The sequence below is a fragment of the Streptomyces deserti genome, assembly GCF_054782695.1.
In genome coordinates this window covers 18,601-45,267 of record NZ_BAAGRZ010000003.1, presented here as the reverse complement: position 1 = coordinate 45,267, position 26,667 = coordinate 18,601, and the positions used below count along the sequence as shown (strand labels likewise).

The window sequence follows — 26,667 nt, the reverse complement described above, 5'->3', positions numbered from 1 at the left end:
GGTTCCTCGCCGGTACGCCGCGCCCCGCCCTGGCCCTGGACGACGTACCACCTCCCGCACCAACGCGCGGCGCCCCGGAGGATGGGCTCCCCGGGGCGCCGGAAACACGATATGTCAGGACGCCCGGCGCTGCGGCCCGTGGTGGATCTCCACGCCGCCCGAGTCACCGAAGGTCAGTCGGCACGTGTCAGCGCGGTACGTCGCTACGGACAGTGCCGCCGTGCGGCCCTGGGCGATGAAGCGGGTGGTGACGACGAGGACGGGGGCTCCGGGGAGCCGGTCCAATTCCTTGGCGTCGTCGGCCCGGGCCGAGCCGAGCTCCACGGCGTTGTCCTGCCGCTCCAGTTCCGAACGCTGCAGTTCGCGCAGCACCGCACGCGCGCGTGCCGCTCCGGACGGCGCGTCGATGGCGGACAGGTCGGGCACCGACGACCGGGGGACGTACAGCAGCTCGGCGGCGACGGGCTGGCCGTGCGACACGCGGGAGCGGCGGATGGTGTGCACGGGCTCGTCCCGGCCGGTGCCCAGCGCGTCGGCGACGGCGGCGGGCGGTACCGCCGCGGTGCAGTCGACGGGCTGCCAGGCGTCCTCGGGCCCGCCCGGCCACGTGTGGTGGTCCGTACCGACGGCCACACCCATGCGGGGCGGGGCGACGGTCGTACCGACGCCGCGGCGGCGCTGCAGCCTGCCCTCGAGTTCGAGCTGTTCCAGGGCCTGGCGGAGCGTGGCGCGGGCGACGCCGAAGCGGGCGGCGAGGTCACGCTCGTTGGGCAGGATCTCGCCCACGGAGAACTCCGAGTCCAGCGCCTCGCTGAGCACGGTCTTCAGGTGCCAGTACTTCGGTTCCGGCACCGGATCCAGCTGCGTGGTCCCCACCCTGTCCTCCGCATTCGCCGTGGTCCGGCGGCTTTTTAGCGCCCTTGTTTTTTAAAGGTTGTTGCACTTCTCTGCGACCATAGGGCGGCCCTCACCCTTGGTCAAGACCAATCGCGATCCCTGGGGAGCGGCACGGACGCGCCCGTCAGTCGCGCGGCCAGGGGGCCGGAATGCCGCCGCGCCTGAGCGTGGCCAGGCCGAGGGAAGGCCTAGGGAGACGCCCACGAACGCCACGTCGGGCAGCCAGGTGGCGCGGGTGACCATGGCGTGGCGGGCGATCCGCGCCGCGTGCGGGCGATCGCCGACGCGGTACGCCCGCCGCTGCCCGCCGCCGGCCTCGACGACCGCGCCGACATCCGGTGGGGCCACGCCCCTGCACCCCCGATCGGGCTGCCGCCGGCCGGCCCGACCCGCGTACCGCGCGTGCACATCTGCGGCGGGCACGGGATGAGGGGCATCGCACGGGGGCCGCTGACCGGCAGACTCTTCGCCGAGTCGGCCGTGACGGGCCGGCCCGCCGCGGAGCTCGTACCGCTGCATCCGCTGCGCCGACCGGTGCGCCGAGCGTGCTCAGCCCTCCTGGTTCTCAGCCCTCCTCGTCCTCAGCCCTGCTCGAACTCACCTCTACCTGGACCCCGGCCCGTCATCCGCCCCGTGCCCGACACCGGCCAGCGAGCGCAGCTTGTCGGGGTTGCGGACGATGTACACCGCCTGGATGTGTCCGTCGGCGACGTCCACCTGGAAGACGGCGTCGGGTTTGCCGCCGGACAGCGCCAGGATCGCGGGGCCGCCGTTGAGTTCCAGGAGACGGAGGGACAGGTCCGGGGCGCTCTTCCGGGCGGCGCCGGCGAGGAAGCGGCCCACCTTGTCCGCGGTCTCCAGGACCCGCAGCGGCGCCTTCGCCTTGCCGCCGCTGTCGCCGACGAGACGGACGTCCGGGGCGAGCAGCGCCATGAGCTCCTCGAGGTCGCCGCCGGCCGCGGCGGCCAGGAACCGTTCGGTCAGGTCGCGGCGCTGGGCGGGGTCGACCTCGTAGCGCGGCCGCCGCTCCTCGACGTGCTTGCGGGCCCGCCCGGCGAGTTGACGCACCGCCGGTTCCCCTCGGTCGAGCATGGCGGCGATCTCGGCGTACGGGAAACCGAAGGCCTCCCGCAGCACGAACACCGCTCGCTCCAGTGGAGACAGGGACTCCAGCACGACGAGGACGGCGAGGGAGACGGAGTCGGCGAGCACGGCCCGCTCCGCGGTGTCCGGGACGGTGTTCCCGAAGTCGGTGACGTACGGCTCGGGCAGCCACGGGCCGACGTACGTCTCGCCGCGCGCCTTGATCTGCCGCAGCCGGTCGATGGCGAGACGGGTGGTGACGCGCACCAGATAGCCGCGCAGTTCCCGCACGTCGCTGCGGTCGGTGCCCGACCAGCGCAGCCAGGCTTCCTGGACCACGTCCTCGGCGTCGGCCACGCGGCCCAGCATGCGGTAGGCGACTCCCAGGAGGACGGGACGGTGCTCTTCGAAGACGTCGGTCGCGGCATCGGTGGTCACGGCACCATCCCAGCCGACGGGCGCGGCCGTGTCCAGGCTCCACCACCGGGGTGCGCCAGGCGTGTTGGGGGGTGTACGCGTCGACCGCCGGGGGCTACCCGTCGGTAGTAATTGCTGACAAGCTGTCTACGGCGTCTTCCGGCACGTCCGGTCAGCCAGTCCGGTCGGCCAGCCCCGCCGACAAGCCCCACAAGTCCGTCCCAGCCGTACGTCAGTTGGTCCCAGACGAGGAGCACCTCCATGCCCGCCACCGTCTCCTTCGAGATCACCTCCCCCCACGGCCCGCGGCCCGTGACCGTGTCGTACACGCGCGTGGGCAGCGGTGAACCGTTGCTGCTGCTGCACGGCATCGGCCACCACCGACAGGTGTGGGACCCGGTGATCCCCGTCCTGGCGGCCGAGCGTGACGTGATCGCCATCGACCTGCCCGGGTGCGGTGAGTCCCCGGCGCTTCCGGACGGCACGGCGCACGACCTGCCGACGATGAACGCCGTGCTCGCCGCGTTGTGCGAGGCGCTGGAGATCGAACGGCCGCATGTGGCGGGCAACTCGCTCGGCGGGCTGCTGGCCCTGGAGCTCGGCCGGGCGAAGCTGGTCCGGTCGGTGACGGCGCTGTCTCCGGCGGGGTTCTGGAACGAGGCGGAGCGGCGGTACGCCTTCGCGGTGCTCATGACGATGCGGCAGATCGCCCAGCGGATGCCGCTGCCGGTGGTGGAGCGGCTGGCCCGCCCGGCGCTCGGCCGAACGCTGCTGACGAGCACCATCTACGCCCGTCCGGGCCGCCGTTCGCCCGAGGCCGTGGTCGCCGAGACGCTGGCGCTGGCCCGGGCCCAGGGGTTCTCCGAGACCCTCCGGTCCGGCCGGGCCGTGCAGTTCACCGAGGACGTCCCCGGTGTGCCGGTGACCGTGGCGTGGGGCAGCAGGGACCGGCTGCTCGTGCCCCGGCAGGGCGTGCGTGCCAAGGGCGTCCTGCCCAGGGCCCGGCTGGTGCGGCTGCCCGGCTGCGGCCATGTCCCGATGAACGACGACCCGGCGCTGGTGGCCCGGGTCCTCCTCGACGGCAGCCGCTGACCCGCGAACCCCCGCCTGGCACACCGGGGGAACCGTGCCTCTAAAGTCCCCTCCCATGACGCCATCGCAGACCGGCCCGGACGGGCAGGGCGCCTCCGCAGCCTGGGAGTTGCTGCTGCCCGCCGCCTCGGCTCCGGCCCGCACACGGGGCCGCTCCCTGCAGGCGGCACTGCGCGAGGCGGTCCGCTCGGGCCGGCTCGCGCCGGGGACCCGGCTGCCGTCGAGTCGGGACCTGGCCGCCGACCTCGGGGTGTCGCGCGGGCTGATCACGGAGGCGTACGAGCAGTTGACGGCGGAGGGGTATCTGCGCAGCGGCCGGGGTGCCGGGACCTGGGTGAGCGGTGCCGTACGGGCCGCCCGGCCGCGGGCGCGTGACCTCGCCCCGCGTTCCCCCGGCGCCCGCGCCGACTTCGTGCCCGGCACACCGGACCTGTCGCTGTTCCCACGGTCCGCGTGGGCCGCCGCGCAGCGCCACGTCCTGGCGGAGCTGCCGCACCAGGAGCTCGGCTATCCCGATCCGCGTGGTCTGCCCCGGCTGCGCACCGCGCTGGCCGAACTGCTCGCCCGACGGCGGGGCGTGGTGGCCGACCCCGAGCGGATCGTGGTCGTCTCCGGGGTGGCCCAGGCGACGACGCTGCTCGGCTTCGTGCTGCACGCACGCGGGATGGGCACCGTCGGCGTCGAGAGCCCCGGCAGCCCGCAGCACGACGCCCTGTACGCCTCCGCCGGGGTCACCGCCGTACCGCTGCCCGTGGACGACGAGGGGCTTGCCATGGAGCCGCTGCGGGCGTCGGGCGTACGGGCCGTCGTGGCGACGCCCGCCCACCAGTTCCCCACCGGCATCGCCTACTCGGCGCGGCGCCGGGCGGAACTCCTCGACTGGGCGCGGTCCGTGGACGGGATCGTCCTCGAGGACGACTACGACGGCGACTTCCGCTACGACCGGGCTCCCGTGGGCGCGCTTCAGGGACTCGACCCGGAGCACGTGGCCTACGCGGGCTCGGTCAGCAAGTCCCTCGCCCCGGGGCTGCGGCTCGGGTGGCTGCTGGTGCCGGAGTCCTGGGCCGACGAGGTCGTCGAACGCAAGCGGACGATGGATCTCGGCCATCCAACTCTGGACCAGGCGGTGTTCGCGCGGTTCCTGGAGCACGGCGACTACGACCGCCAGCTGCGCCGCCGTCAGCGCGCCTACCGCGAGCGGCGCGACGCACTGGTGGCCGCCCTGCAGGAGCACTTCCCCGGCTCGTCGGTGTCCGGGATCGCCGCGGGCCTGCATGTGATCGCCGCGTTCCCGGAGTGCTACGGGCCCCAGGACCGCTTCCTGGCGCGCGTGGCGGCGGCCGGAGTCGCGGTGCGCCCGCTGACGGAGTACACGCACGCGCGTTCGGGCGAGAGCGACGGGAACAAGGGGGTGCGGCTGGTGATGGGGTACGCGCACGGGTCGCCCGCGCGGATCCGTGCGGGCGTACGGCTGATGGCCGAGGCCGTCGAGGCCCAGGCCCTGTCGTAAACTCCCGCCTGCTCCGCGACGACAGGGCCTGGTGCCGCGCGCCGGTTCCCCGGCGTCCGCGGCCGGTTGTTCACTTGGGGTTTGCGTGCGTGCCGTGCCGTACGAGTAGGTGTGGCATCGCCCATTGGCCGGATCACGTCCCTGGAGGCGCATCCATGTCACACCGTCCGTTCCCCGGCCGCCGCAGCGTCCTGCGCGGCTCCCTCGCCGCGTCGGCGGCCCTGACCCTGCCCGGTGCGCTCGGCGCGGCACCGGCCTTCGCCCTGTCCGGGCGCCCGAAGGCGGACTGGGGCGTCCAGACGGGCGACGTGACCTCGAGCTCCGGGCTGGTGTGGGTGCGCTCGGACCGGCCGGCCCGAATGATCGTGGAGACGTCGGCCACCGAGTCCTTCCGCAACCCGCGCAGATGGCACGGCCCACTGCTCGGCGCCGGCACGGACTTCACCGGCACGACCCGGCTGCACGGGCTGCCGCCGGGCGAGCAGATCCACTACCGGGTGCTGCTCGCCGACCCGGACGACCCGCGCCGCGTGGGCGAGCCGGTCACCGGCACCTTCCGCACCGTGCCGGTGCGGCGGCGCGACGGGGTGCGGTTCGTGTGGTCCGGCGACCTGGCCGGGCAGGGCTGGGGCATCAACCCGGACCTCGGCGGCTACCGCATCTACGACGCGATGGCCGGGCTGGACCCGGACTTCTTCCTCTTCAGCGGCGACACCGTCTACGCCGACGGCCCCATCGCGCCGACCGCGGCCCTGCCCGACGGCAGCACCTGGCGGAACATCACCACCGAGGAGAAGTCCAAGGTCGCCGAGACCCTGGCCGAGTTCCGCGGCACCTTCCGCTACAACCTGCTCGACGAGAACATGCGCCGGTTCAACGCCCAGGTGCCGTCCATCGTCCAGTGGGACGACCACGAGGTGCGCAACAACTGGTACCCGGGCCAGGTCATCGCGGACACGGACACCCGCTACACCGAGAAGAGCGTGGACGTGCTGACGGCCCGGGCCCGGCGCGCGTTCAGCGAGTACTTCCCGATCTCGACCCTGCGGCCGGGCGCCCGGGAGGGCCGCGTGTACCGCGTGCTGCGGCAGGGCCCGCTGCTCGACGTGTTCGTGCTGGACATGCGCACGTACCGCAACGCCAACTCGCCCGGCAGGCAGACCGTGGACCCGCAGGGCATCCTCGGCCGCGAGCAACTGGAGTGGCTCAAGCGGGAGCTGGCGCGCTCGCGTGCGGTGTGGAAGGTGATCGCCGCCGACATGCCGCTCGGCCTGATCGTGCCCGACACCCAGGAGGGCAGGCAGAACATCGAGGCCGTGGCGCAGGGTGACCCGGGCGTGCCGCTCGGGCGTGAGCTGCAGATCGCCGAACTCCTGCGGTTCGTCAAGCACCGGCGGATCACCGGCACGGTGTGGTTGACGGCCGATGTCCACCACACCTCGGCCCAGCACTACCAGCCCTCGCGGGCCGCGTTCACCGACTTCGAGCCGTTCTGGGAGTTCGTCTCGGGGCCGCTGAACGCCGGTGCCTTCCCGGCCAGCGCGCTCGACAACACCTTCGGCCCCGAGCGGGTGTTCGTGAAGGCGCCGACCACGGCGAACGTCTCGCCCGCCGGCGGCTACCAGTTCTTCGGCGAGGTCGACATCGACGGCGACAGCGGCGAGCTGACGGTGCGTCTGCGCGAGCAGGACGGCACGGTGCTGTTCACGCAGGTGCTGCAGCCGGGTCTGGTCGGCCAGTGACTCACCACGCTCAGCCGCGACGCCACGGCCTGCGGCTCCCGTAGCCTGAGACGTGCCGCGCGCCGGTGTCATCCCCCGGTGCGCGGCACGCTCGCATCGGCCCCGACGGCACGCGCCCGCTGGAGCCGGCCGCGCAGGGGGCCAAGGCCGGGCTGCCGCATCTGGCGCAGACGGCGGCCCGGCGCGGCTCGTCCACGGCTCGCGGCACAGGCCGGCCGGCTGCGCGGTGCGCTGGAGGAAGAGGTGGCCGCATGACGTAGGCGCGACGTAGTCCCGCATGCCCGGCGACCACCGCGCGGCCGGACGCCGCCCGGTCCGAGCAGGCAGATCTCCCGCCCGTCCTCCCGCCCGTCCTCCCGCCTGGTCCTCCACCGCACCACATCCGTCAAAAGACCAACAAAAGGCGCGGAACCACTCTTTACTCAGCGGTCACAATGCGTTCGTGATCACGCAACACCGTTCCTTCACAGTGGCTGCATGAGTCGAAAAGTTTCTGACGGAACGCACACGCAGAACGGTTGCTTCACACACCACTGGGAGCGGATCACGACGACGTTCCACACCTGGTGGTCACGGCGCCACGGTCACGCGCCGCCGGCACTCGATACCGGGTCCCCGGCACCGGAGCAGGTGCCCGGGGAGACCGCGTTGTGGCGGATGCGGACGACGGTGAAGGACGAACCGGGCTCGCTGGCCGCGCTGTGCACCGCGCTCGCCGAGCGGCGGGTGGACATCCTGAGCCTGCAGACGCATCCGCTGGCCGAGGGCACGGTGGACGAGTTCCTGCTGCGCGCCCCGGCCGAGCTGGCCGTGGACGGGATCACCGGCGCGGTGTCGGCGGCGGGCGGCACCGACACCTGGATCGAGCGCGCGGACGCCCACGACCTGGTGGACGCGCCGACCCGGGTCCTGGGCATGGCGACCCGTACCGCGCTGGACGCCGCGGAACTGCCGCTGGCGCTACGGCAGTTGCTGGGCCGGTGCACCATCCGGTCCCTGCCCGCCGCACCGGAGGGCGGCGACCGGGCACCCGACGGTGAGCCGGTGGAGGGGGCCCTGGAGGACACCGTGATGCGGCTGCGCGCCCCGGAAGGCGGAGTGATCACCGTGGAGCGGCCGTATCTGCCGTTCACGCCGACGGAGTTCGCCCGGGCCCGGGCGCTGGTGGAGCTGGACGCCCGGCTCGGCCCGCGTCTCCCGCGCGGCCGGGACGTGCTGACGCTGCCCGAGGGCAGTGACATCACCGTGCGCCGGGCCGACACGCGTGACCTCCACGCGGCGCTGGCGATGCACGAGCGGTGCTCGGAGCGGACCCTGAAGCTGCGCTACCACGGGCCGGTCGGCGACGCGGACCGCTATCTGAACCACCTGCTCAGCCCCCGCTTCGGCCGCACCCTCGCGGTACAGACCGCGTCGGGGCGCATCGTCGGCCTCGGTCATCTGCTGTGGGACGGCGACGAGACGGAGATCGCGCTGCTCGTCGAGGACGCCTGGCAGCGGCGGGGCATCGGCGGCGGTCTCCTCGCCCGGCTGGTGGCGATGGCCCGCGAGGCGGGCTGCGCGAGCGTGTACGCCGTGACGCAGGCGTCCAACACCGGCATGGTCGCCGCGATGCGCGGCCTCGGCCTCCCCCTCGACTACCAGATCGAGGAGGGCACCCTGGTCATCACGGCCCGCCTGGAGGGAACCCCTGTCGCGGCGGGACTGCCGTACGACGCCGATCGGATCGGGCTCCAGTAAGCCCCGCGCGGCCGGATCCGCCGAACCGGCCCCAGGTCAAGGTCCCCGGACACGGCGGGCGGCCCGGTGGGAACCCGCCGGGCCGCCCGCCGTTCAGGCCTCCCGCCTGGCCCGGGCGACGGCCCGCTCCCGCAACGCCCCGTCCAGGTCGGCCCACAGATCCTCGACGTCCTCCAGTCCCACCGACAGCCGCAGCAGCCGGTCGCTCACCCCGGCCTCCCGGCGGTCGTCGGCGTCGACGATGCGGTGGCTGATGGACGCCGGGTGCTGGATGAGCGTGTCGACGCTGCCGAGGCTCACCGCCGGGGTGATCAGCCGGACGCCGGCGATGACCTCGTGCGGGTCGCCGTACACCTCGAAGGAGACCATCGCGCCGCCGATGCGCGGGTAGTGGACGCGGGCCACGCGCGGGTCGGCGGCGAGGCGGCGGGCGAGTTCGGCGGCGTTCGCGGACGCGGCCCGCACCCGTACCGGCAGGGTCGCGAGGCCCCGCAGCAGCAGATAGCCGGCCAGCGGATGCAGGACCCCGCCCGTGGCGAACCGCACCTGCCGCAGCCGCCCCGCGAACTCCTCGTCGCAGGCCACGACCCCGGCCAGCACGTCCCCGTGCCCGCCGAGGTACTTGGTGGCGCTGTGCAGCACCAGCCGCGCCCCCTGCTCGGCGGGCCGCTGGAGGACCGGCGTGGCGAAGGTGTTGTCCACCAGCAGCGGCACGGACCCGCAGGCGTGGGCCACGGCGCACAGGTCGACCTCGGCGAGCGTGGGGTTGGCCGGGGACTCCACCAGCACCAGCCCGGTGTCCGGGCGCAGCGCGTCCGCGACGCCCGCCGGGTCGGTCCAGGTCACCTCCGAGCCGAGCAGCCCGGCGGTCAGCAGATGGTCGCTGCACCCGTACAGCGGCCGTACGGCCACGACGTGCCGCAACCCCATCGAGCCCCGCACCAGCAGGACCGCGCTCAGCGCGGCCATGCCGCTGGCGAACGCGACCGCGGCCTCGGTGCCCTCCAGACGGGCCAGCGCGGTCTCGAAGCGGGCCACGGTCGGGTTGCCCAGCCGCCCGTACACGGGCGGGCCGTCCGGCTCGGCACCGGTGGCGGCGAAGGCGTCGATGCGGGCGGCCTCGCCACGGCTGTCGTACGAGGGGTAGGTGGTGGACAGGTCGATCGGCGGGGCGTGCAGACCCCGCCGGGCGAGGTCGTCCCGGCCGGCGTGCACGGCCTCGGTGGCGAGTGCTCTCTGGGCGGTGCGTACGTCGTCGTAGGCACCCATGCTCGCGGTCTCCATGGACGGCAAGGGTGAACACGGAGCGGGTCACACGGCGCGTATCCCGTGCTACGTTCGGCCAGTGGCTGAATCTGTCGTACTGGATCCGGTGGATCTCCACCTGCTGCGGCTGTTGCAGAACGACGCCCGGACGACGTACCGGGACCTCGCCGCGCAGGTCGGGGTGGCGCCGTCGACCTGTCTGGACCGGGTGACCCGGCTGCGCCGCTCGGGCGTGATCCTCGGGCACCAGCTGCGGCTCGACCCGGCCAAGCTGGGGCGGGGCCTGGAGGCGCTGCTGTCGGTGCAGGTCAGGCCGCACCGGCGGGAGCTGGTGGGCCCGTTCGTGGAGCGGATCCGGGCGCTGCCGGAGTCACGGACCGTCTTCCATCTGACCGGGCCGGACGACTACCTCGTGCATGTCGCCGTCGCGGACATGGCGGACCTGCAGCGGCTGGTCCTCGACGAGTTCACGGCCCGGCGGGAAGTGGCGCGCGTGGAGACCCGGTTGATCTTCCAGCAGTGGGACTGCGGCCCGCTGCTACCGCCTTCGCCCACGGCTCAATCCGGGTGACGGCGAGCGGGCCGTCGTACCAGGATGGTCCGCATGTCACAGACCAACAGCCCGCTGCCCCGTCAGGTCGCCGACGCCTACGTCGACGAGCTCATCGCCCTCGATCCGATCACCGGCACGTTTCTCGGTGTGAAGGAGAGTTCCAGCCGCCTACCCGACACCTCCCCGGCGGGCCAGGAGGCGCTCGCTGAGCTCCAGCGGGCCACGCTCGCGCGGCTCGACGAGGCCGAGCGCCGCCCCGGCGCGGACAGTGACATCGAGCGCCGGTGCGCGCGGCTGCTGCGCGAGCGGCTCACCGCGGAGCTCGCCGTGCACGAGGCCGAGGAGGGCCTGCGCGCGGTCAGCAATCTGAGCTCGGTCGTCCACGCGGTGCGCCAGGTGTTCACCGTCACGCCGACGCAGTCGGAGGAGGACTGGGCGGCGATCGCCGAACGGCTCCGCGCGGTCCCGGCCGCGCTGGAGGGCTACCGGGAATCCCTGGCGCTCGGCCTGGAACGCAAGCTGTACGGGGGGCCGCGCGCCACCGCCACGTTCGTCGAGCAGCTCGGCGAGTGGGCGAACACCGATGGCACGGACGGCGAGGGACACGGCTGGTTCGAGCAGTTCGCCGCCGCCGGCCCCGAGGCACTGCGCTCCGAGCTGGACGCGGCGGCCCGCTCGGCCACGCAGGCCGTCGTCACGCTGCGCGACTGGATGCGGGACGTGTACGCGCCGGCCATCGAGGGCGCACCGGACGTGGTGGGCCGCGAGCGGTACGCCCGCTGGGTCCGCTACTTCAACGGCACGGACCTCGACCTGGACGAGGCGTACGCCTACGGCTGGTCCGAGTACCACCGCCTCCTGGGTGAGATGAAGACGGAGGCCGAGAAGATCCTGCCGGGCGCGGCCACGCCGTGGGTGGCGCTGGCGCACCTGGACGAGCACGGCACGCACATCGAGGGCGTCGACGAGGTGCGGCAGTGGCTGCAGTCCCTGATGGACGAGGCGATCGACGCGCTCGACGGCACCCACTTCGACCTCGCCGAACGGGTACGCCGGGTGGAGTCCCGCATCGCCCCTCCGGGCAGCGCCGCGGCGCCGTACTACACGCCGCCCTCGGACGACTTCGCGCGCCCGGGCTGCACCTGGCTGCCGACCATGGGCCAGACGCGCTTCCCGGTGTACGACCTCGTGTCGACCTGGTACCACGAGGGCGTGCCCGGCCATCACCTCCAGCTGGCCCAGTGGAAGCACGTGGCCGAGGACCTCTCCCGCTACCAGGCGAGCGTCGGCATGGTGAGCGCCAACGCCGAGGGCTGGGCGCTGTACGCGGAGCGGCTCATGGACGAACTGGGCTTCCTGACCGACCCGGAGCGCCGGCTCGGTTATCTGGACGCGCAGATGATGCGGGCGGTGCGCGTCATCATCGACATCGGCATGCACCTGGAGCTGACGATCCCGGACGACTCCCCCTTCCACCCCGGCGAGCGCTGGACGTCCGCGCTGGCGCAGGAGTTCTTCGGCGCGCACAGCAGCCGCCCCGCGGACTTCGTGGAGAGCGAGCTGACCCGCTACCTGTCGATGCCGGGCCAGGCCATCGGCTACAAGCTGGGCGAACGCGCCTGGCTGCTGGGCCGGGAGAACGCCCGCAAGCGGCACGGCGACGCCTTCGACCCGAAGGCCTGGCACATGGCGGCCCTCTCGCAGGGCTCGCTCGGGCTGGACGACCTCGTGGACGAGCTGTCCCGGCTCTGATCCCTCAGGTCAACGCCGGAAGCCTCCCTCGGAGTTGATGACCTGGCCGGTGATCCATTCCGCCTCGTCCGTGGCGAGCCACGCGATGAGGCGGGCCGGGTCGTCGGGCATGCCCCACCGGCCGGCGGGGAACATCGCCGCGATGGCCTCGTAGTCCTCGCCGGTCATGTAGTCCGTGTCCACCGGGCCGGGGTTGATGGTGTTCACGGTGACCGCGTGCTCGGCCAGGGCCGTCGACAGGGAACGGGTGATGGAGGCGAGGGCGCCCTTCTGGAGGGCGTAGGCGACCTCCCAGGGCATGCCGCCCGCGATGTCCTGGCCGGAGGTCATCATGATCACGCGCCCGCCCGGGGTGCGTGGCGGCAGCGCGGCCCGCAGCCGGGCGTACGCCTGGATCAGCAGGACCACGGAGCGGGTGTCGACCGCCCAGTGCGTGTCGAGCATCGCCGCGTCGATCTCGTCGAGGCTGCCGTCGTATCCGCTCTGCGCGTGGTTGGCGACGAGGATGTCGAGCCGTCCGCCGAGCGCCTCGGCGGCCCTGGCGACGAGGTCGGCGGGCGCGGCCGGGTCGGCCAGGTCACCGGGCCCGGCGACGACACGGGCCTCGGGGTCACCGAGGGCGCCGCGCACCGAGGCGATCACGTCCTCGATCCGGTCGGCGCCCCACGGCTTGGCGGCGTCGTGCGGCACGTGGTGGTGCAGATAGACGCTCGCCCCGTACGCGGCGAGCCGCCGGGCCACGGCGTGGCCGATGCCGCCACGCCGGCTGGCTCCGGTGACCAGGGCGGTCCGGCCGCGCAGGGGAAGGGGGTCACGGCGCAGTTCTTCGGGTGTGGGAGGTGGAAGCAGAGGCATGATCCACCATCATGGGCACCCGGCGGGCGCGGCGCACACGAATATCCACTGTCCACGGCTGCCCGCGGGCGCGGCGCGACGCACGCTCCTCTCCCCGGCTGTCCGCGGATGCGACACACGCTCATATCCACGGCTACCGGGGGGGGCCGCGACGCGCGCTCATATCCACGGCCGGTGGGCGCGAGGCACGCCCATTTCCGCGGCCGGTGGCGCAACGCACGCCCCACATATCCACGGCTATCGGCAGGCACGACACACGCCCATACCCACGGCCCGCGGGCGCGACACAAGCCCATACCCACGGCCGGCGGGCATGACGCACGCCCATACCCACGGCTATCGGTGGGCGAGCCGCCGCAGTTGTACGAGGCCCAGCCAGGCCTCCGGCCCGGGCCGGGCCTGGGCCGCGCGGACCTCGTAGCGGCCGGGCTCCAGGACGACGCGCACGTGGTCGGCGTGCGCGGAGTCGGTGCCGGGCCAGGCCGCGTCGAACAGCAGCACGGCGCCCGGCACCTCCCAGCGCATCTCCGGTCCCCACTCGGCGGAGTGCAGCGCCGCCGGCACGTTCGCCAGGAGTTCGTCCTCGGAGTCGCCGGCGCACCACCGTACGAAGGTGCCGTGCTCGGGCAGGAAGGCGGTCGAGGCGGGTTCGTCGCCCAGCACCAGGGCCGTGGAGTCGCCGACCGGGAGGAGTCCGACGTGCCCGTCCACCTCGCAGGCCCGGTCGTAGTCCGAGGCGGTCTCCTCACCGTCGGCGCCCGTCCAGAACGGCAGCACCGTCTCCGGCACGGCGATGAGCGGTCCGCCGCCCGACTCGACCCACTCCACCGCTCCCGGCTCCGCGTATCGCACCATGCGGCAGAACCTACAGGGCCGACTCTGTCGGCGGCGCCGCGGGTTCAGCAGCCGCAGTCGCCCGCGCCCACCGGTGCCGTGAGCGGGTCGACGTCCCGCCGTTCGCGTCCCTGCCAGGTCTCGAACTCGAAGCCCTCGCGGGCCCAGTACTCGAAGCCGCCGAGCATCTCCTTGACCTGGTAGCCGAGTTCGGCGAGGGCCAGGGCGGCGCGGGTGGCGCCGTTGCAGCCGGGGCCCCAGCAGTACGTGACGACCGGCACGGACCGGTCGAGGAACTGCTCGGCCTCCTCGGGGATGAGCGCGGTCGGCAGGTGGATCGCGCCGGGGATGTGCCCCTGGTCCCAGGCCTCGGTGGAGCGGGAGTCCACGACGACGAAGCCGGGGTCGCCGCCGGCCGTGAGCGCGGCGGCCACGTCGGAGACGTCGGCGTGGAAGGCGAGACCGGCGCGGAAGTACGCGGCGGCCTCGGCGGGGGCCGCCGGGGCGACGCGCAGGACGGGGTTCACGGTGATCTCGGTGGTCATGGCAGAAAAACTACGGCCGGTGACCGACTCCCTGAAGTGCTGTTCCACGGCCTCCCTCTTGATCTGCCGGGGATTTCCCTGCTATCCCTCGGGGATGACCGCGTATTCCCCGGACGCCACCGACTGGCGCATCCTCGACGTCCTCCAGCGGGAGGGCCGGGCCAGTTTCGCCGAGCTGGCCCGTGCCGTCTCCATGTCCGCGAGCGCGGTCACCGAGCGGGTGCGGCGCATGGAGGAGGCGGGGGTCATCCAGGGTTACGCCGCGGTGGTCGACCCCGAACGGCTCGGGTTGCCGATCCTGGCCTTCGTACGGCTGCGCTACCCGACCGGCAACTACAAGCCGTTCCACGACCTGGTCGCCGCGACGCCGGAGATCCTGGAGGCGCACCACGTCACCGGCGACGACTGCTTCGTCATCAAGGTCGCGGCCCGCTCGATGCGCCACTTGGAGGAGGTGTCGGGGAAGATCGGGGCGTTGGGCTCGGTGACGACGAGCATCGTCTACTCCTCCCCCCTGGCCCGCCGCCCGCTCGGCCGCTGACCTCAGCCGACCCCGCGCTGCCGCAGCACCGACCCCGACCGCCCCTTCACCACCTCCAGCTGCGCGTGGATCCGCCGCCTGAGGTCGGCGACGTGGCTGACGATGCCGACGCTGCGGTCGCGTTCCCGCAGGGAGTCGAGGACGTCGAGGACCTCGTCGAGGCTCTGGTCGTCGAGGCTGCCGAAGCCCTCGTCGATGAAGAGGGTGTCGAGCCGGACCCCGCCCGCCTCGTCCGTGACGACGTCGGCGAGGCCGAGGGCGAGGGCGAGCGAGGCGAAGAAGGTCTCGCCGCCGGACAGCGTCGCCGTGTCGCGCTCCCGTCCGGTCCAGGCGTCGACGACGTGCAGCCCGAGGCCGCTGCGGCCGCGCCCGGTGCGGTCGTCGGAGTGGACGAGGGTGTAGCGGCCGGACGACATGCGCCGCAGCCGTACGGTCGCGGCGGCGGCGACCTGTTCCAGGCGGGCCGCCAGGACGTACGACTCCAGGCGCATCCGGCGTTCGTTGTCCGCCGAGGTGCCCGCGGCGAGGCCGGCCATGCGGGCCACGCGGTCGTACTCCTCGCGCAGCGGCGCCAGGCGGCGTACCGAGGCGGCGGCCCGCGCGGAGAGCCGGTCGAGTTCGGCGCAGCGCCGGGCGGCGGCGTCGCGCGCGGAGGCGGCGTCACGTACCCGCTGCTCGGCCGCGGCGGCGGCCTGTTCCGCCGCCGTGAGGTCGGCGGGCGGCTGCTGGGCGGCGGCCGCGGTGTCGGCCTCGGCGAGGACGGCGCGGACGGCTGCCTCCTCGTTCTGCCAGGCGTCCAGGCGCCGTTGCAGGTCGCGGTGGGCGGCGTCGTCGAGGAGGGCGTCGGCCGCGGCCTGTGGGGTGTCGAAGCCGGCGCGGAAGGCGGCGTCGGCGAGCCGGGCGTCGGCGTCCTTCAGCCGCTGGGCGGTGTCCTCGGCGACGCGGGCGGCCTCCGCGGCGTCGGTGAGCCGTGCGGCCTGCCGCTCGAGCTGCGCGGCGCGCGTGGCGACGCTGTCCGCGCCGGCCCGGGCCCGGGCCAACTCCTCCTCGAGGGCGGTGGTTTCGCGCTCCAGCCGCTCGCGGTGGCCCACGCGGGAGGCGGCCCGGACGGCGGCCTGCTGCTGGGCGGCGATCCGCCGCTCGTGCTCGTGCTCGGCCTGCCGCGCCTGCTCGTGCGCGGCGTGCAGCACGGACGCCGCGTCGCGTGCCTGCGCGTACTGCCGTTCCAACTCCTCGACAGCTTGGGCGAGTTGCTCGGTGGGCGTGTCTCCGGCTTCGGCGGATGCGGCGGCCAGCGCCTCCCGTACGGTGCCGAGGCGGCGTTCGTGCTCGGCGCGTTCTTCCTCGGCGCGCTGGTAGGCGGCCAGGGCGCGGTCCTCCGCCTCGCGGTCGACGTGCCCGGCGACCTTGCGGGCGGGGGCCGGGTGTTCGGTGGCGCCGCAGACGGCGCACGGCTCGCCCGCGGTGAGGTTCGCGGCGAGTTCGGCGGCGATGCCGTTCAGGCGCTGTTCCTTGAGGTCCAGCCAGTGCTGCTTGGCCTTCAGCACCCGCTCCCGCGCGAGGCGGGCCTGCTCGGCGGCCTGCTGCGTGTCGTCGGCCAGCTGGTCGCGCATCCGGGCGGCCCTGAGCCGCTTCTGCGCGGGTTCGCGCTGGACGGCGAGCTGTTCGGCCCTCGTCGCGGCGTCCTGGGTTGCCTCGATACGCTCCTGGAGGCTCGCGCGGGTCTCCTCCCATCCGGCGAGCCACGCCTGCGCCTCCGCCAGGACGTCCTCGTCGGCGCGCTCCTGACGGTCCAGGTCGGCGCGCTCCGCGACGAGTTCGGCCAGCCGCCGCTCGGCCCGGCGGGCCGACTGCAGTCCGCCCAGTTCCTCGGCGGCCCGGCGTGCGGCGGCCGCGAGCCCGGCCGCGCCCGCGTCGGCGAAGGTCTCCGGCAGCAGGGCACGCGCGCGTGCCTCGGCGGCGCCGGGCCGCCGGTCCTCGGTGTCGGCGGCGTCCCAGCAGTCCAGGGCGGGCGCCACCGCCTCGGCCTTCCGGGCCCGCTCCATCCGGGCCTGCGCCTCGCGGTACGCGTCGGCGCGCGACTGCAGGAGCCGCGCCCGCTCCTGCGCCTCGGCGAACCTCCGTTGCAGCCGCGCCAGTTCGCGTACGTCGTCCAGGGCCCGGTCGGCGGCGGCCTGGGCGGACTCGGCGGCGGTCAGGCGGCAGTGGGCGATGGTGAGCTGTTCGCGGGCCGTGCTGCGGGCGACGGCGGCGGCGCTCAGCACGGCCTCGGCCAGGCCCGGCTCGCCCGGGGTCAGCTCCGGCAGCTCCATGGCCTCGCCGGCGGCCTGCTGCATGCGGTGCGCGTCGGCGAGCAGCGCGGCGTCCCCGTCCCGCACCTGGGCCTCGGTGCCGCGCCGGCGCTCGGCGAGGCGCTTTTCGACCTCGGCGAAGCGGCGGGTGTCGAAGAGGCGGCCCAGCAGCTTGCCGCGCGCCTCGGCGTCGGCGCGCAGGAACCGCGCGAAGTCGCCCTGGGGCAGCAGCACGACCTGGCAGAACTGCTCCCGGCTCATGCCGAGCAGCTGCGTGATCTCCTCGCCGATCTCCTGGTGCGAGCGGCTGAGGTCCTTCCAGGCCCCGGCCGCCGCGTCGTACTCGCGCAGCGCGCTCTGGGCCTTGTCGAGCGTCGTACCCGAGCCGCGCTTCTTGGGGCGCTCCCAGGGCGGCTGCCGGGTGATCTCCAACCGGCGTCCGGCGACGGTGAGTTCGAGGGTGACCTCGGTGCGGGTTCCGGGCGTGGCGTGGTCGCTGCGCAGGCTCATGCCCTGCCCGCTCTGCCGGGCGCCAGGCACGGAGCCGTACAGCGCGTAGCTGACGGCGTCCAGGACGGAGGTCTTGCCGGCGCCCGTCGGCCCGTGCAGCAGGAAGAGTCCGGCTGCCGACAGTGCGTCGAAGTCGACGGTCTGGGACCCGCCGAACGGCCCGAAGGCGGTGATGTCCAGCCGGTGCAGCCTCACCGCGCCACCTCTCGCACGGCCTCGTCCGCGCGCACCGCGTCGAACGCGTCCCGCAGGACGGCCTGTTCGTGCGCGTCGGGTCCGGCGCCGCGCACATGGGCGACGAAGTCCTCGGCGATCTGCTGGTCGCTGCGGCCCGCGAGCCGCCGGGCGTACGACACGTCGGGGTCCTCCGGCGCCCGCTCCGGGTCGAAGAGGAGGCTGAGCGTGTGCGGGAAGCGCTCGGTGAGCCGGGCCATGGGGTCGGCGGGACGGATCGGGTCGGTGAGCGTCGCCTCGACCCACGCCTCCTCGTGCCGCGCGAGCTGCGGATCGGCGAGGAGCTCCTCCAGCGTCCCCCGGATCCGGGCCAGGGCACGCGGCACCGGGCAGTCGACGCGCTCGGCGGTGACGGAGCCGTCGGCTGCGAGGTCGACGAGCCATATGCTCTTGCGGTGGCCGGCCTCCGAGAACGAGTACGGCAGCGGGGAGCCGGAGTAGCGGACGCGCTCGGTGATGGTCTGGCAGCCGTGCAGATGCCCGAGCGCCACATAGTCGACGCCGTCGAAGACTCCCGCGGGCACGGCCGCCACCCCGCCGACGGTGATGTCGCGCTCGCTGTCGCTGGGCTCGCCGCCGGTGACGAAGGCGTGCGCGAGGACGACGGACCGGGTGCCGGGTGCGCGTGTGTCGAGGTCGGCGCGGACCCGGTCCATGGCGGCGGCGAGCACCGCCTCGTGCCCGGCCTTCGCGACGCCGAACTCGTCCTTCACCAGGGCGGGTTCGAGATACGGCAGCCCGTAGAAGGCCACGTCGCCGTGCGGGTCGGACAGCACCACGGGGGTGCCGCACGCCGACGGCTCGGTCCGCAGGTGAATTCCCGCGCGCCCGATCAGCCCGGCACCGACGCCCAGGCGGCGGGCCGAGTCGTGGTTCCCGGAGATCATCACGGTGGGCACACCGAGGTCGGCGAGGCGGTGCAGCGCGTCGTCGAACAACTCGACCGCGGCGAGCGGCGGCACCGCCCGGTCGTACACGTCTCCCGACACGACCACCGCGTCCACCTCGCGCTCACGCACGGTCGTGACGAGATGGCCGATGAACTCGGCCTGGGCACCGAGCATCCCGACCCGGTGGAACGGCCGGCCGAGATGCCAGTCGGACGTGTGCAGCAGCCTCATGATCCCCGAGACTAACGGCCGGGTCTGACATCACGTGCGCTTACTCCCGTATCGACGGGATCGACCGTATCGATCCGTCATACTCCGCGGCACATATGCCCGTTATGCACGCTTCACCCGGATCCATGCACGGTTCACTCGGACCCTCACGCGTCCCCGTACGCCTCCCCGCCCAGTTCGAACCCGGCCGTCCCCGCCGTGACGTCCGCGAGCCAGGCGCGGAAGGCGTCCACGTCGGCGTCGGGCAGGCCGATCTCGAGCGTGACGGCCTCGCCGTAGCGCACGTCCCGCACCTCGCGCCCGGTGGCGCGCAGGTCGCTCTGGACCTTGCCGGCGCGCTGGTGGTCGACGGTGACCGTGGCCAGCCGGAACCGCCGCCGTGTGATCGTTCCGAGGGTGTCCAGCGCCTCGCCGACCGCTCCGCCGTACGCGCGGATGAGCCCGCCCGCGCCGAGCTTGACGCCGCCGTAGTAGCGGGTGACGACGGCGACGACGTACCGCATGTCGCGGCGCAGCAGCATCTGGAGCATGGGGGCGCCGGCGGTGCCGCCGGGCTCGCCGTCGTCGCCGGTCTTCTGGACGGAGGCGTCGGCGCCGATGACGTACGCCCAGCAGTTGTGGGTGGCGTCCGCGTGCTCCTTGCGCACGCGCGCGATGAAGTCCCGCGCCTCCTGCTCCGTGGCCGCCGGGGCGAGCGCGCACAGGAACCGGGAGCGGTTGACCTCGGTTTCGTGCACGCCCGCGCGGGCGACCGTGCGGTACTCGTCCTGCATCCGACCAGCCTATGCGCAGCCCACGGGACGGGCCGGTCCGGCTACCGCTTCTTCCCCCGGGGCACGGCCACCGACGTCAGCAGGGCCGCGCCGGGGGCGAGGTCCCGCCAGTCGGCACCGCGCCAGGACAGCACGGCGATCGCCGAGGTCGGGAACTTCGTCCGGACCCGCTCCAGCGTGTCGTCCAGGCCGTCCCCGGCCAGCTCCAGGACCAGGTCCTCCAGGCCCGGGTTGTGCCCGATCAGCAGCAGTGTGTCGACCTCGGCGGGCACCTCGTGCACGACGGCCAGCAGGTCGGCGGCGTCGGCGGCGTACAGCCGCGGGTCGTAGCGGACCGGCGGGGGCGTGCCCCACTGGGCGGCGACGAGTTCCCAGGTCTGGCGGGCGCGCACGGCGGTGGAGCACAGGGCGAGGTCGGGCAGGCAGTCGGTCTCGGCGAGCGCGCGTCCGGCCGCCGGGGCGTCCCGCAGCCCGCGCGGGGCGAGCGGGCGCTCGTGGTCGGCCACGCCCTCCGGCCAGGCGGACTTGGCGTGCCGCAGCACGACCAGGCGGCGCAGCGGGCCCGCTCCCGCCCGCTCGATCACGCCCGGGCTCCCAGGTCGCGGGTGAGGTCGAGGCCGAGGAGCCGGTCGGCGTAGGCGTACGTCTCGAAGCGGGCGCCGTCCGGCAGGTCCGGCTCGGTCTCCACCCGGCCCAGGACGCGCAGCACTCCGGGTGCGTCCAGGTCGTTCTCCCAGGCGGTGCGGAGCTGTCCGCGCACCTCCTCGGGGACCGGCCGCGAGGGTTGGTGCGCCCAGGCCGCTACCGCGCGGCGCCAGCGGACCAGGGTGGCGTCGGCGTCCCCCAGGGCGGCCGCGTCGAGCCGCACCGGTGTGTCCCGGCGCCGGGAGAGCAGGGCCAGGCGCAGGGCGGTCGGGTCGACACCGTCGGGCACACCCGGCGGGCCCGGTGCCGCCGGGTCGACGGGCGCGACCGCGATCCGGACACCGTCGGGCTGCGCACCGCCCTCGGCCACGACGTGGAGGACCTGTGCCCCGCCCGGCCCGGCGCTGACGTCCCGGCTGTCCTGGAAGGGCCGGATGCCCAGGGCCGCGGCGTTCGCCCGCAGCTCGGCCTCCTCCCGCTCACCGGTCAGCAGGGCCCACACCGGTGTGCCGCCGAGTTCCAGGGCCCGCACGAGCAGGTCGGCGACGAGCAGCACACGCAGGTTCGTGGTGTCGAAGCCCGGCGTGTGCACCTCGACGCGGGTCAGGCCCCGGCGGGCGGGGGCGGCGTCGACGAGCTCGCCGGTTCGGGCGTCGGTGATGCGCAGCACGAGGTGAGCGTAGGCGGGTGGGTGGGCCCACGCGGGCATGTCGGGTGTTTTGCGGCCGCCGTGGCGGGTGCCGGCCGTGAACGGGCGTGCGGCGACGCTATGCCCCGGGGTCCGCCACGGTTCCCAGGAACCGCACGTGCGGCCGCCCCTCCGCCCCCTCCCGGGTGACGGCCGCCCGCACCCCGTACACCTCGGCGATGAGCCGCTCAGTGAGGACGTCGCCCGGAGTGCCGCCCGCCACGACACGTCCCTCGTGCAGCACGACGAGCTGGTCGCAGTACATCGCGGCGAGGTTGAGGTCGTGCAGGGCGACGACGGTGGTGACGGGGAGCCCGGTGACCAGGGTCAGCAGGTCGAGCTGGTGGTGGATGTCGAGGTGGTTGGTGGGTTCATCCAGGAGGAGCTCGCGGGGTTCCTGGGCGAGCGCGCGGGCGATCTGCACCCGCTGGCGTTCACCGCCCGACAGGGTGTCCCAGGGCTGGTCGGCGCGGTCGGCGAGTCCGGTGCGCTCCAGGGCGTCGCGTACGGCCCGCTCGTCGCGCGCCGAGGCGGGCGTCCAGGCGCGGCGGTGCGGGACGCGGCCCAGGCGCACGACGTCCAGGACCGTCAACTCGACCTGGGCGTCGACCTGTTGCTCGACCACGGCCAGGCGGCGGGCGACGGCGCGGCGGGGCACATCCGCCAGCGGGGTGCCGTCGAGCGTGACGACGCCGGCCGTCGGCGCGAGCAGCCCGGCCAGCAGCCGCAGGAGCGTGGACTTGCCGGAGCCGTTGGGTCCGAGGAGCCCGACGGTGGAGCCCGGGCCGGGCGCGAGGGACACACCGTCGAGGATGAGGCGGCCGTCGGCGCGGCGGCCGACCCGGTCGGCGCGGAGCCCGGCAGGTGACGCCTCGGCCTCCACCGGGAGGACGTCGGTCATCGCAGCCTCTCCGTCCGGCGCACGGCACGGATTGCGGCCGGCCATACGCCGGTCATCGCACCCTCCGCGTCCGATACAGCACCAGCACGAACGCCGGCACCCCGATGAGCGACGTCACGACCCCCACCGGCACCTCCTGCGGATCGAGGACGGTGCGGGCCAGGGTGTCCACCCACACCAGGAACACAGCACCCGCCAGCGCGGCGACCGGCAGCAGCCGGACGTGACCGGGCCCGACCAGGGCACGGGCGGCGTGCGGCAGGACGAGCCCGACGAACCCGATCGCCCCGGCCGAGCTGACCAGCGCGGCCGTGAGCAGGGCCGTGGCGCACAGCAGCACCAGCCGGGTACGGGCGACGGACACTCCCAGGGCGGCCGCCGCCTCCTGGCCGAAGGCGAAGGCGTCGAGGGTGCGGGCGTACGACAGGCACACCACCAGCGCCACGGCCAGCACGCCCAGGCACAGCCACACGTCCGTCCAGCCGGCGCCGCCGAGCGAGCCGAGCAGCCAGAACAGCACGCCCCGGGTGGTCTCGGCGTCGGCGGCGGTCATCACGACGAAGGAGGTGAGCGCGGAGAACAGCTGCATGGCGGCGACACCCGCCAGCACCACCCGGTCGGTGGTGCCGCCGAGGGTGTGGCTGAGCAGCAGGACCAGCGCGAAGGAGACCAGCGCGCCCAGGAACGCCCCCGCGGGCACCGAGACGGCCCCGCCGCCCACGCCCAGCACGACCACGACGACCGCACCCGTCGACGCGCCCGACGACACACCCAGCACGAACGGGTCGGCGAGCGGGTTGCGCAGCAGCGACTGCAGCACCACGCCGCACACGGCGAGCCCGGCCCCGCACACGGCCGCGAGGAGGGTGCGCGGCAGCCGCAGCTGCCATACGATGCCGTCCCTGATCGGCGTCAACTCCGAAGCGCCCAGGCCGAGATGGGCGACGACGGTCGACCACACCTCCCCGACCCCGATGTCCGCCGGACCGATGGTGATGGCGACGGCGAGGGAGGTGGCCAGGAGCAGAGCCCCGGCCGCACCGAGCGCCACCCCGCGCACGGTCACTTCACGAGCCCGAACTCACGTAGTCCCGCGGCCACGTGCTCCACGCCCTGGACCGTGCGGATCGTCGGGTTCATGGCCTGCCCGCTCAGCAGCACGTACCGCTTGTGCCGGACGGCGTCCATGTTCCTCGTCACGGGGTCGGACTCCAGGAAGGCGATCTTCTTCGCCGCCGACTCGGCGGTCTGCGACTTGCGGGTCAGGTCACCGATCACGAGCACGTCGGGGTTGCGGTCGGCGACCGTCTCCCAGTTGATCTGCGGCCATTCCTCGCGGGTGTCGTCGAAGACGTTCTTCGCGCCCAGGGCGCGGGTGATGACGCCGGGCGCCCCGCAGCAGCCGGCCATGTAGGGCGACTCGGAGTTGGCGAACCAGTACAGGAGGGTCACGTCCGAGGCGTCGATGCCCGCCGTGGCCTTCGCCATGCGCCGCTCCAGGGAGGCGACGAGCTTCTCGCCGCGCTCCTCCACCCCGAACACGGCGGCGAGGTCGCGGACTTCGCCGTACACGGTGTCGATGTCCAGGGCTTCGTCACGCGCCCCGTCGCCGTCACCGGTGTTGTCCTTGCCCGCGCAGTCGGACGGCGAGACGTACGTCGGCACGCCCAGCTTCTCGAACTGCTCCCGCGTGGCCACACCGCCCTTGCCCAGGGTGGAGACGAACGACGCGGCGACGAAGTCGGGGTCGGCGTCCAGGACCCGTTCGAAGGAGGGGTTGTCGTCGGCGAGGCGCGGCACGCGCGCGTTCGCCTTCTGAAGTCCCTTCAGCACGGGGTCGGTCCAGGTGGCCGTCCCCGCCAGGCGGTCGGCGAGGCCGAGGGAGAGCAGGATCTCGGTGGTGCCCTGGTTGAGGGAGACGGCGCGTTCCGGGGGCGCGTCGACGCGTACGGTGCGGCCGCAGTTGTCGAGGGTGACGGCGGCCTTCGTACCGGCGGCGGTGGTGTCGCCGCAGCCGGTCAGGAGCAGGGAGCCGGCCGCGAGCAGGGCGGCGGCGCGGGCGGGTCGCGCGAGGGGCACGGAATCGTCCTAGGTCGTCGAGGGCTCGAACGCGGAGCCCGGTCGTACGGTGCTCCCCCGCCGTGCGTCGGCCGCGGGGGCTGCCAGCAGGTCTTCGGACTCGGGTTCCTCCGGAGGGGGCGCCTTCCCGGAGGACTGTCGTCCTCCAGTGGCCGAGGCCCCGCCCGTCCCCCTCACCGCTGCGCGTCAGTTCCGGATTCACACCGGATTCCCTGACCCACGTACATGGGTTCGACTGGCCTCGGCAAGCTATCACGGCGGGCGCGGGGAATCACCGGGCCCCGTGCGTCGTTGTCCGGACGACAGCTCTTCCCCATGTCCCATCCCGAGGAGGCCGACGGTGTACGGCGACGAGGCAACGGTCCGCAAGATCCTCACCGGGCTCGGCGACACCTGGGCCGTGGTGGGCCTGTCGTCGAACCAGCGGCGCGCGGCGTACGGCGTCGCCGATGTGCTGCAGCGCTACGGCAAGCGCATCGTGCCCGTGCACCCCAGGGCGGAGACGGTGCACGGCGAGCGGGGATACGCCTCGCTCGCGGACATTCCCTTCGAGGTGGACGTGGTCGACGTGTTCGTGAACAGCGACCTGGCCGGGAAGGTCGCGGACGAGGCGGTCGCGAAGGGCGCCAAGGCGGTGTGGTTCCAGCTCGGTGTCATCGACGAGGCCGCGTACGAACGGACGCGCGCGGCAGGACTGGAGATGGTGATGGACCGCTGCCCGGCGATCGAGATCCCGCGGCTGGGCTGAGGCCTGGGACTTAACGACTCCCTCATTGCCGTGTACAGGAATCCTGAAGCCCTTTCCAGGAAATCCCCGCATCCGGTCAAATGCACGGCAACGGCCTTCTGCCTGCCGGCAATTCATTCCTAATCTGACGGCCTCTTGCTCACTGAACGCTTTTGTTCATTTCATGAGGGGCCCCTGTGGAAATGGTAAGCGTCGACCAGGCAGTGGCGGGGGCGAAAGGGAGGCCGGGCGGGCTGCGACGGGACGTCGGGCTGATCGGGCTCATGTGGGCCTCGGTCGGTTCCATCATCGGGTCGGGCTGGTTGTACGGCGCCGAGAAGGCGGTCGTGGCGGCCGGTCCGGCGGCGATCCTGTCGTGGGTGATCGGCGCGGTGGCGATCGTGCTGCTGGCGCTGGTGCACGCGGAACTCGGCGGCATGTTCCCGGTCGCGGGCGGCACGGCCCGCTATCCGCACTACGCGTTCGGCGGCCTGGCCGGCATGTCCTTCGGCTGGTTCTCCTGGCTGCAGGCGGCGACCGTGGCGCCGATCGAGGTCGAGGCGATGATCGGCTACGCCGGGCACTGGCACTGGGCGCAGGGCTTCCAGCACGCCGAGGACGGCACGCTGACGATGAGCGGGTTCGTCGTGGCCGTCGTCCTGATGGCCGTGTTCGTCGTGATCAACTTCCTCGGCGTGCGGGTGCTGGCGCACACCAACAGCGCGGCCACCTGGTGGAAGGTGGCCGTGCCCCTCGCGGCGATCTTCATCATCGCGGCGGGCAACTTCCACCCGGGCAACTTCACCGAGCACGGATTCGCTCCGTTCGGCGCCAAGGGCGTGCTGACCGCCATCAGTTCCAGCGGCATCATCTTCGCCCTGCTGGGCTTCGAGCAGGCCATCCAGCTGGCGGGCGAGAGCCGCGACCCGAGGCGGGACCTGCCGCGCGCGACCCTCGGCTCGGTCGCCATCGGCGCGGTCGTCTACGTCCTGCTCCAGATCGTGTTCATCGCCGCGCTCCCGCTGAGCTCCTTCGCGCACGGCTGGGCGAAGCTGGAGTACCCCGGGAGCAGCGGTCCCTGGGCGGGCCTGGCGACGCTGCTCGGCCTCGGCTGGCTGGGCGTGGTGCTGTACCTGGACGCGGTGGTCTCCCCCGGCGGCACCGGCCTGATCTACACCACCGCCACCTCCCGCGTCTCCTACGGCCTGGCCAGGAACGGCTACGCGCCGAAGGTCTTCACCCGCACCGACGCGCGCGGAGTGCCCTGGTTCGGGCTGATCGTCGCCTTCGTGACCGGCGTGGTCTGCTTCCTGCCCTTCCCGAGCTGGCAGCAGCTGGTCGGCTTCATCACCTCGGCGAGCGTCCTGATGTACGCGGGCGCCCCGCTGGCGTACGGCGTCTTCGCCGACCGGCTGCCGCACCACGAGCGCCCCTACCGCCTGCCCGGCGGCACGGTGATCGCGCCCCTGTCGTTCGTGGTCGCCAACCTCATCATCTACTGGTCCGGCTGGGACACCCTGTGGCGGCTGGGCGTGGCGATCGTCCTCGGCTACGTACTGCTCGGCGGATACGCCTGGTACGCCGTCCGCCGCCGCCTGCCGAACGCGCCCCGGCTCGACTTCAAGGCCGCCCAGTGGCTGCCCGCCTACCTGCTGGGCATGGGCGTCATCTCCTGGCAGGGCGGCTTCGGCGGCCAGGGCCACATCGGCCTGTGGTGGGACATCCTGGTCGTCGCCGTCTTCTCCCTGGCCGTCTACCACTGGGCGAAGGCCTCCGCGCCCCGGCCCCGGGAGATCGAGCGGAGCATCGAGGAAGTCGTCGTCGCGGACCTGCCCGCGCACTGACACCCGCCGCATAATGAGCCGGTGACT

At 73.7% G+C, this 26,667-nt stretch carries 23 protein-coding genes and 1 riboswitch; of the genes, 9 read left to right on the top strand and 14 right to left on the bottom strand.

Annotated features, from left to right (window positions below; all coding sequences use genetic code 11):
- Positions 1-114: 114 nt before the first annotated feature.
- Together ACYVMZ_RS08435 and ACYVMZ_RS08430 are read right to left on the bottom strand one after the other, a co-directional pair.
- Positions 115-876 (bottom strand): GntR family transcriptional regulator, encoded by a 762-nt coding sequence (locus ACYVMZ_RS08435; protein WP_461077214.1) that lies wholly within the window; start codon positions 874-876, stop codon positions 115-117.
- Between the two features lie 624 nt (positions 877-1,500).
- On the bottom strand, positions 1,501-2,418 hold the full coding sequence (locus ACYVMZ_RS08430; RefSeq protein ID WP_461077212.1) for an RNA polymerase sigma-70 factor: 918 nt from the start codon (positions 2,416-2,418) through the stop codon (positions 1,501-1,503).
- Between the two features lie 240 nt (positions 2,419-2,658).
- On the opposite strand from ACYVMZ_RS08430, the gene ACYVMZ_RS08425 reads away from it, so the two are divergent.
- From ACYVMZ_RS08425 to ACYVMZ_RS08410, 4 genes are all read left to right on the top strand, one after another.
- Positions 2,659-3,489, top strand: a complete 831-nt coding sequence (locus ACYVMZ_RS08425) for an alpha/beta fold hydrolase (RefSeq protein ID WP_461077210.1) — start codon at positions 2,659-2,661, stop codon at positions 3,487-3,489.
- A 55-nt stretch (positions 3,490-3,544) separates the two neighbouring features.
- On the top strand, positions 3,545-4,999 hold the full coding sequence (gene pdxR, locus ACYVMZ_RS08420) for a MocR-like pyridoxine biosynthesis transcription factor PdxR (RefSeq protein ID WP_461077208.1): 1,455 nt from the start codon (positions 3,545-3,547) through the stop codon (positions 4,997-4,999).
- 155 nt (positions 5,000-5,154) lie between these two features.
- Positions 5,155-6,741: an alkaline phosphatase D family protein gene (locus tag ACYVMZ_RS08415; protein WP_461077206.1), complete on the top strand. Its 1,587-nt coding sequence runs from the start codon at positions 5,155-5,157 to the stop codon at positions 6,739-6,741.
- Positions 6,742-7,218: 477 nt separating this feature from the next.
- The gene (locus ACYVMZ_RS08410) at positions 7,219-8,481 is read left to right on the top strand and encodes a GNAT family N-acetyltransferase (protein ID WP_461077204.1); all 1,263 of its coding nucleotides are present in this window, start codon (positions 7,219-7,221) and stop codon (positions 8,479-8,481) included.
- 93 nt (positions 8,482-8,574) lie between these two features.
- Here ACYVMZ_RS08410 and ACYVMZ_RS08405 read toward each other — a convergent pair whose 3' ends face one another.
- A complete protein-coding gene (locus tag ACYVMZ_RS08405; protein WP_461077202.1) occupies positions 8,575-9,765 on the bottom strand; it encodes a trans-sulfuration enzyme family protein in 1,191 nt (396 codons plus the stop codon).
- Positions 9,766-9,826: 61 nt separating this feature from the next.
- Here ACYVMZ_RS08405 and ACYVMZ_RS08400 point away from each other — a divergent pair, with 61 nt between their 5' ends.
- Both ACYVMZ_RS08400 and ACYVMZ_RS08395 read left to right on the top strand, forming a co-directional pair.
- Positions 9,827-10,318, top strand: a complete 492-nt coding sequence (locus ACYVMZ_RS08400; protein ID WP_461077200.1) for an Lrp/AsnC family transcriptional regulator — start codon at positions 9,827-9,829, stop codon at positions 10,316-10,318.
- A 33-nt stretch (positions 10,319-10,351) separates the two neighbouring features.
- Positions 10,352-12,052, top strand: a complete 1,701-nt coding sequence (locus ACYVMZ_RS08395; RefSeq protein WP_461077198.1) for a DUF885 domain-containing protein — start codon at positions 10,352-10,354, stop codon at positions 12,050-12,052.
- 9 nt (positions 12,053-12,061) lie between these two features.
- Here the strand turns inward: ACYVMZ_RS08395 and ACYVMZ_RS08390 are convergent, their stop codons facing one another.
- The 3 genes from ACYVMZ_RS08390 to ACYVMZ_RS08380 all read right to left on the bottom strand — a co-directional run bounded on the left by ACYVMZ_RS08390 (position 12,062) and on the right by ACYVMZ_RS08380 (position 14,286).
- Positions 12,062-12,907, bottom strand: a complete 846-nt coding sequence (locus tag ACYVMZ_RS08390) for an SDR family oxidoreductase (protein WP_461077196.1) — start codon at positions 12,905-12,907, stop codon at positions 12,062-12,064.
- A gap of 336 nt (positions 12,908-13,243) precedes the next feature.
- A complete protein-coding gene (locus tag ACYVMZ_RS08385; protein WP_461077194.1) occupies positions 13,244-13,762 on the bottom strand; it encodes an immunity 21 family protein in 519 nt (172 codons plus the stop codon).
- Positions 13,763-13,806: 44 nt separating this feature from the next.
- Positions 13,807-14,286, bottom strand: a complete 480-nt coding sequence (locus tag ACYVMZ_RS08380; protein ID WP_461077192.1) for a rhodanese-like domain-containing protein — start codon at positions 14,284-14,286, stop codon at positions 13,807-13,809.
- A gap of 94 nt (positions 14,287-14,380) precedes the next feature.
- Here ACYVMZ_RS08380 and ACYVMZ_RS08375 point away from each other — a divergent pair, with 94 nt between their 5' ends.
- Positions 14,381-14,827 carry an Lrp/AsnC family transcriptional regulator gene (locus ACYVMZ_RS08375; RefSeq protein WP_461077190.1) on the top strand — a complete coding sequence of 149 codons (447 nt, stop codon included), beginning with the start codon at positions 14,381-14,383 and terminating at the stop codon, positions 14,825-14,827.
- 2 nt (positions 14,828-14,829) lie between these two features.
- Here the strand turns inward: ACYVMZ_RS08375 and ACYVMZ_RS08370 are convergent, their stop codons facing one another.
- From ACYVMZ_RS08370 to ACYVMZ_RS08335, 8 genes are all read right to left on the bottom strand, one after another.
- Positions 14,830-17,823 carry an AAA family ATPase gene (locus ACYVMZ_RS08370; protein ID WP_461077188.1) on the bottom strand — a complete coding sequence of 998 codons (2,994 nt, stop codon included), beginning with the start codon at positions 17,821-17,823 and terminating at the stop codon, positions 14,830-14,832.
- Positions 17,820-18,983: an exonuclease SbcCD subunit D gene (locus tag ACYVMZ_RS08365; protein ID WP_461077185.1), complete on the bottom strand. Its 1,164-nt coding sequence runs from the start codon at positions 18,981-18,983 to the stop codon at positions 17,820-17,822. The genes ACYVMZ_RS08370 and ACYVMZ_RS08365 overlap by 4 nt, the downstream gene beginning before the upstream one ends.
- A gap of 146 nt (positions 18,984-19,129) precedes the next feature.
- Positions 19,130-19,756, bottom strand: a complete 627-nt coding sequence (locus ACYVMZ_RS08360) for a YigZ family protein (RefSeq protein WP_461077183.1) — start codon at positions 19,754-19,756, stop codon at positions 19,130-19,132.
- A gap of 41 nt (positions 19,757-19,797) precedes the next feature.
- The gene (locus ACYVMZ_RS08355; RefSeq protein WP_461077181.1) at positions 19,798-20,340 is read right to left on the bottom strand and encodes a SixA phosphatase family protein; all 543 of its coding nucleotides are present in this window, start codon (positions 20,338-20,340) and stop codon (positions 19,798-19,800) included.
- A complete protein-coding gene (locus ACYVMZ_RS08350; protein WP_461077179.1) occupies positions 20,337-21,110 on the bottom strand; it encodes a hypothetical protein in 774 nt (257 codons plus the stop codon). Before ACYVMZ_RS08350 ends, ACYVMZ_RS08355 begins: the two co-directional genes overlap by 4 nt.
- Before the next feature lie 58 nt (positions 21,111-21,168).
- On the bottom strand, positions 21,169-21,990 hold the full coding sequence (locus tag ACYVMZ_RS08345) for an ABC transporter ATP-binding protein (RefSeq protein WP_461077177.1): 822 nt from the start codon (positions 21,988-21,990) through the stop codon (positions 21,169-21,171).
- A 52-nt stretch (positions 21,991-22,042) separates the two neighbouring features.
- Entirely contained in the window at positions 22,043-23,056 is a 1,014-nt protein-coding gene (locus ACYVMZ_RS08340) for a FecCD family ABC transporter permease (protein WP_461077175.1), read from the bottom strand.
- Positions 23,053-24,069, bottom strand: coding sequence for an ABC transporter substrate-binding protein (locus ACYVMZ_RS08335; RefSeq protein ID WP_461077173.1), 1,017 nt, complete (start codon positions 24,067-24,069; stop codon positions 23,053-23,055). Before ACYVMZ_RS08335 ends, ACYVMZ_RS08340 begins: the two co-directional genes overlap by 4 nt.
- A gap of 68 nt (positions 24,070-24,137) precedes the next feature.
- Positions 24,138-24,324, bottom strand: a riboswitch (cobalamin riboswitch).
- An 85-nt stretch (positions 24,325-24,409) separates the two neighbouring features.
- On the opposite strand from ACYVMZ_RS08335, the gene ACYVMZ_RS08330 reads away from it, so the two are divergent.
- Together ACYVMZ_RS08330 and ACYVMZ_RS08325 are read left to right on the top strand one after the other, a co-directional pair.
- Entirely contained in the window at positions 24,410-24,817 is a 408-nt protein-coding gene (locus tag ACYVMZ_RS08330) for a CoA-binding protein (RefSeq protein WP_461077171.1), read from the top strand.
- Between the two features lie 182 nt (positions 24,818-24,999).
- Positions 25,000-26,640: an APC family permease gene (locus ACYVMZ_RS08325; protein WP_461077834.1), complete on the top strand. Its 1,641-nt coding sequence runs from the start codon at positions 25,000-25,002 to the stop codon at positions 26,638-26,640.
- Positions 26,641-26,667: the final 27 nt, after the last annotated feature.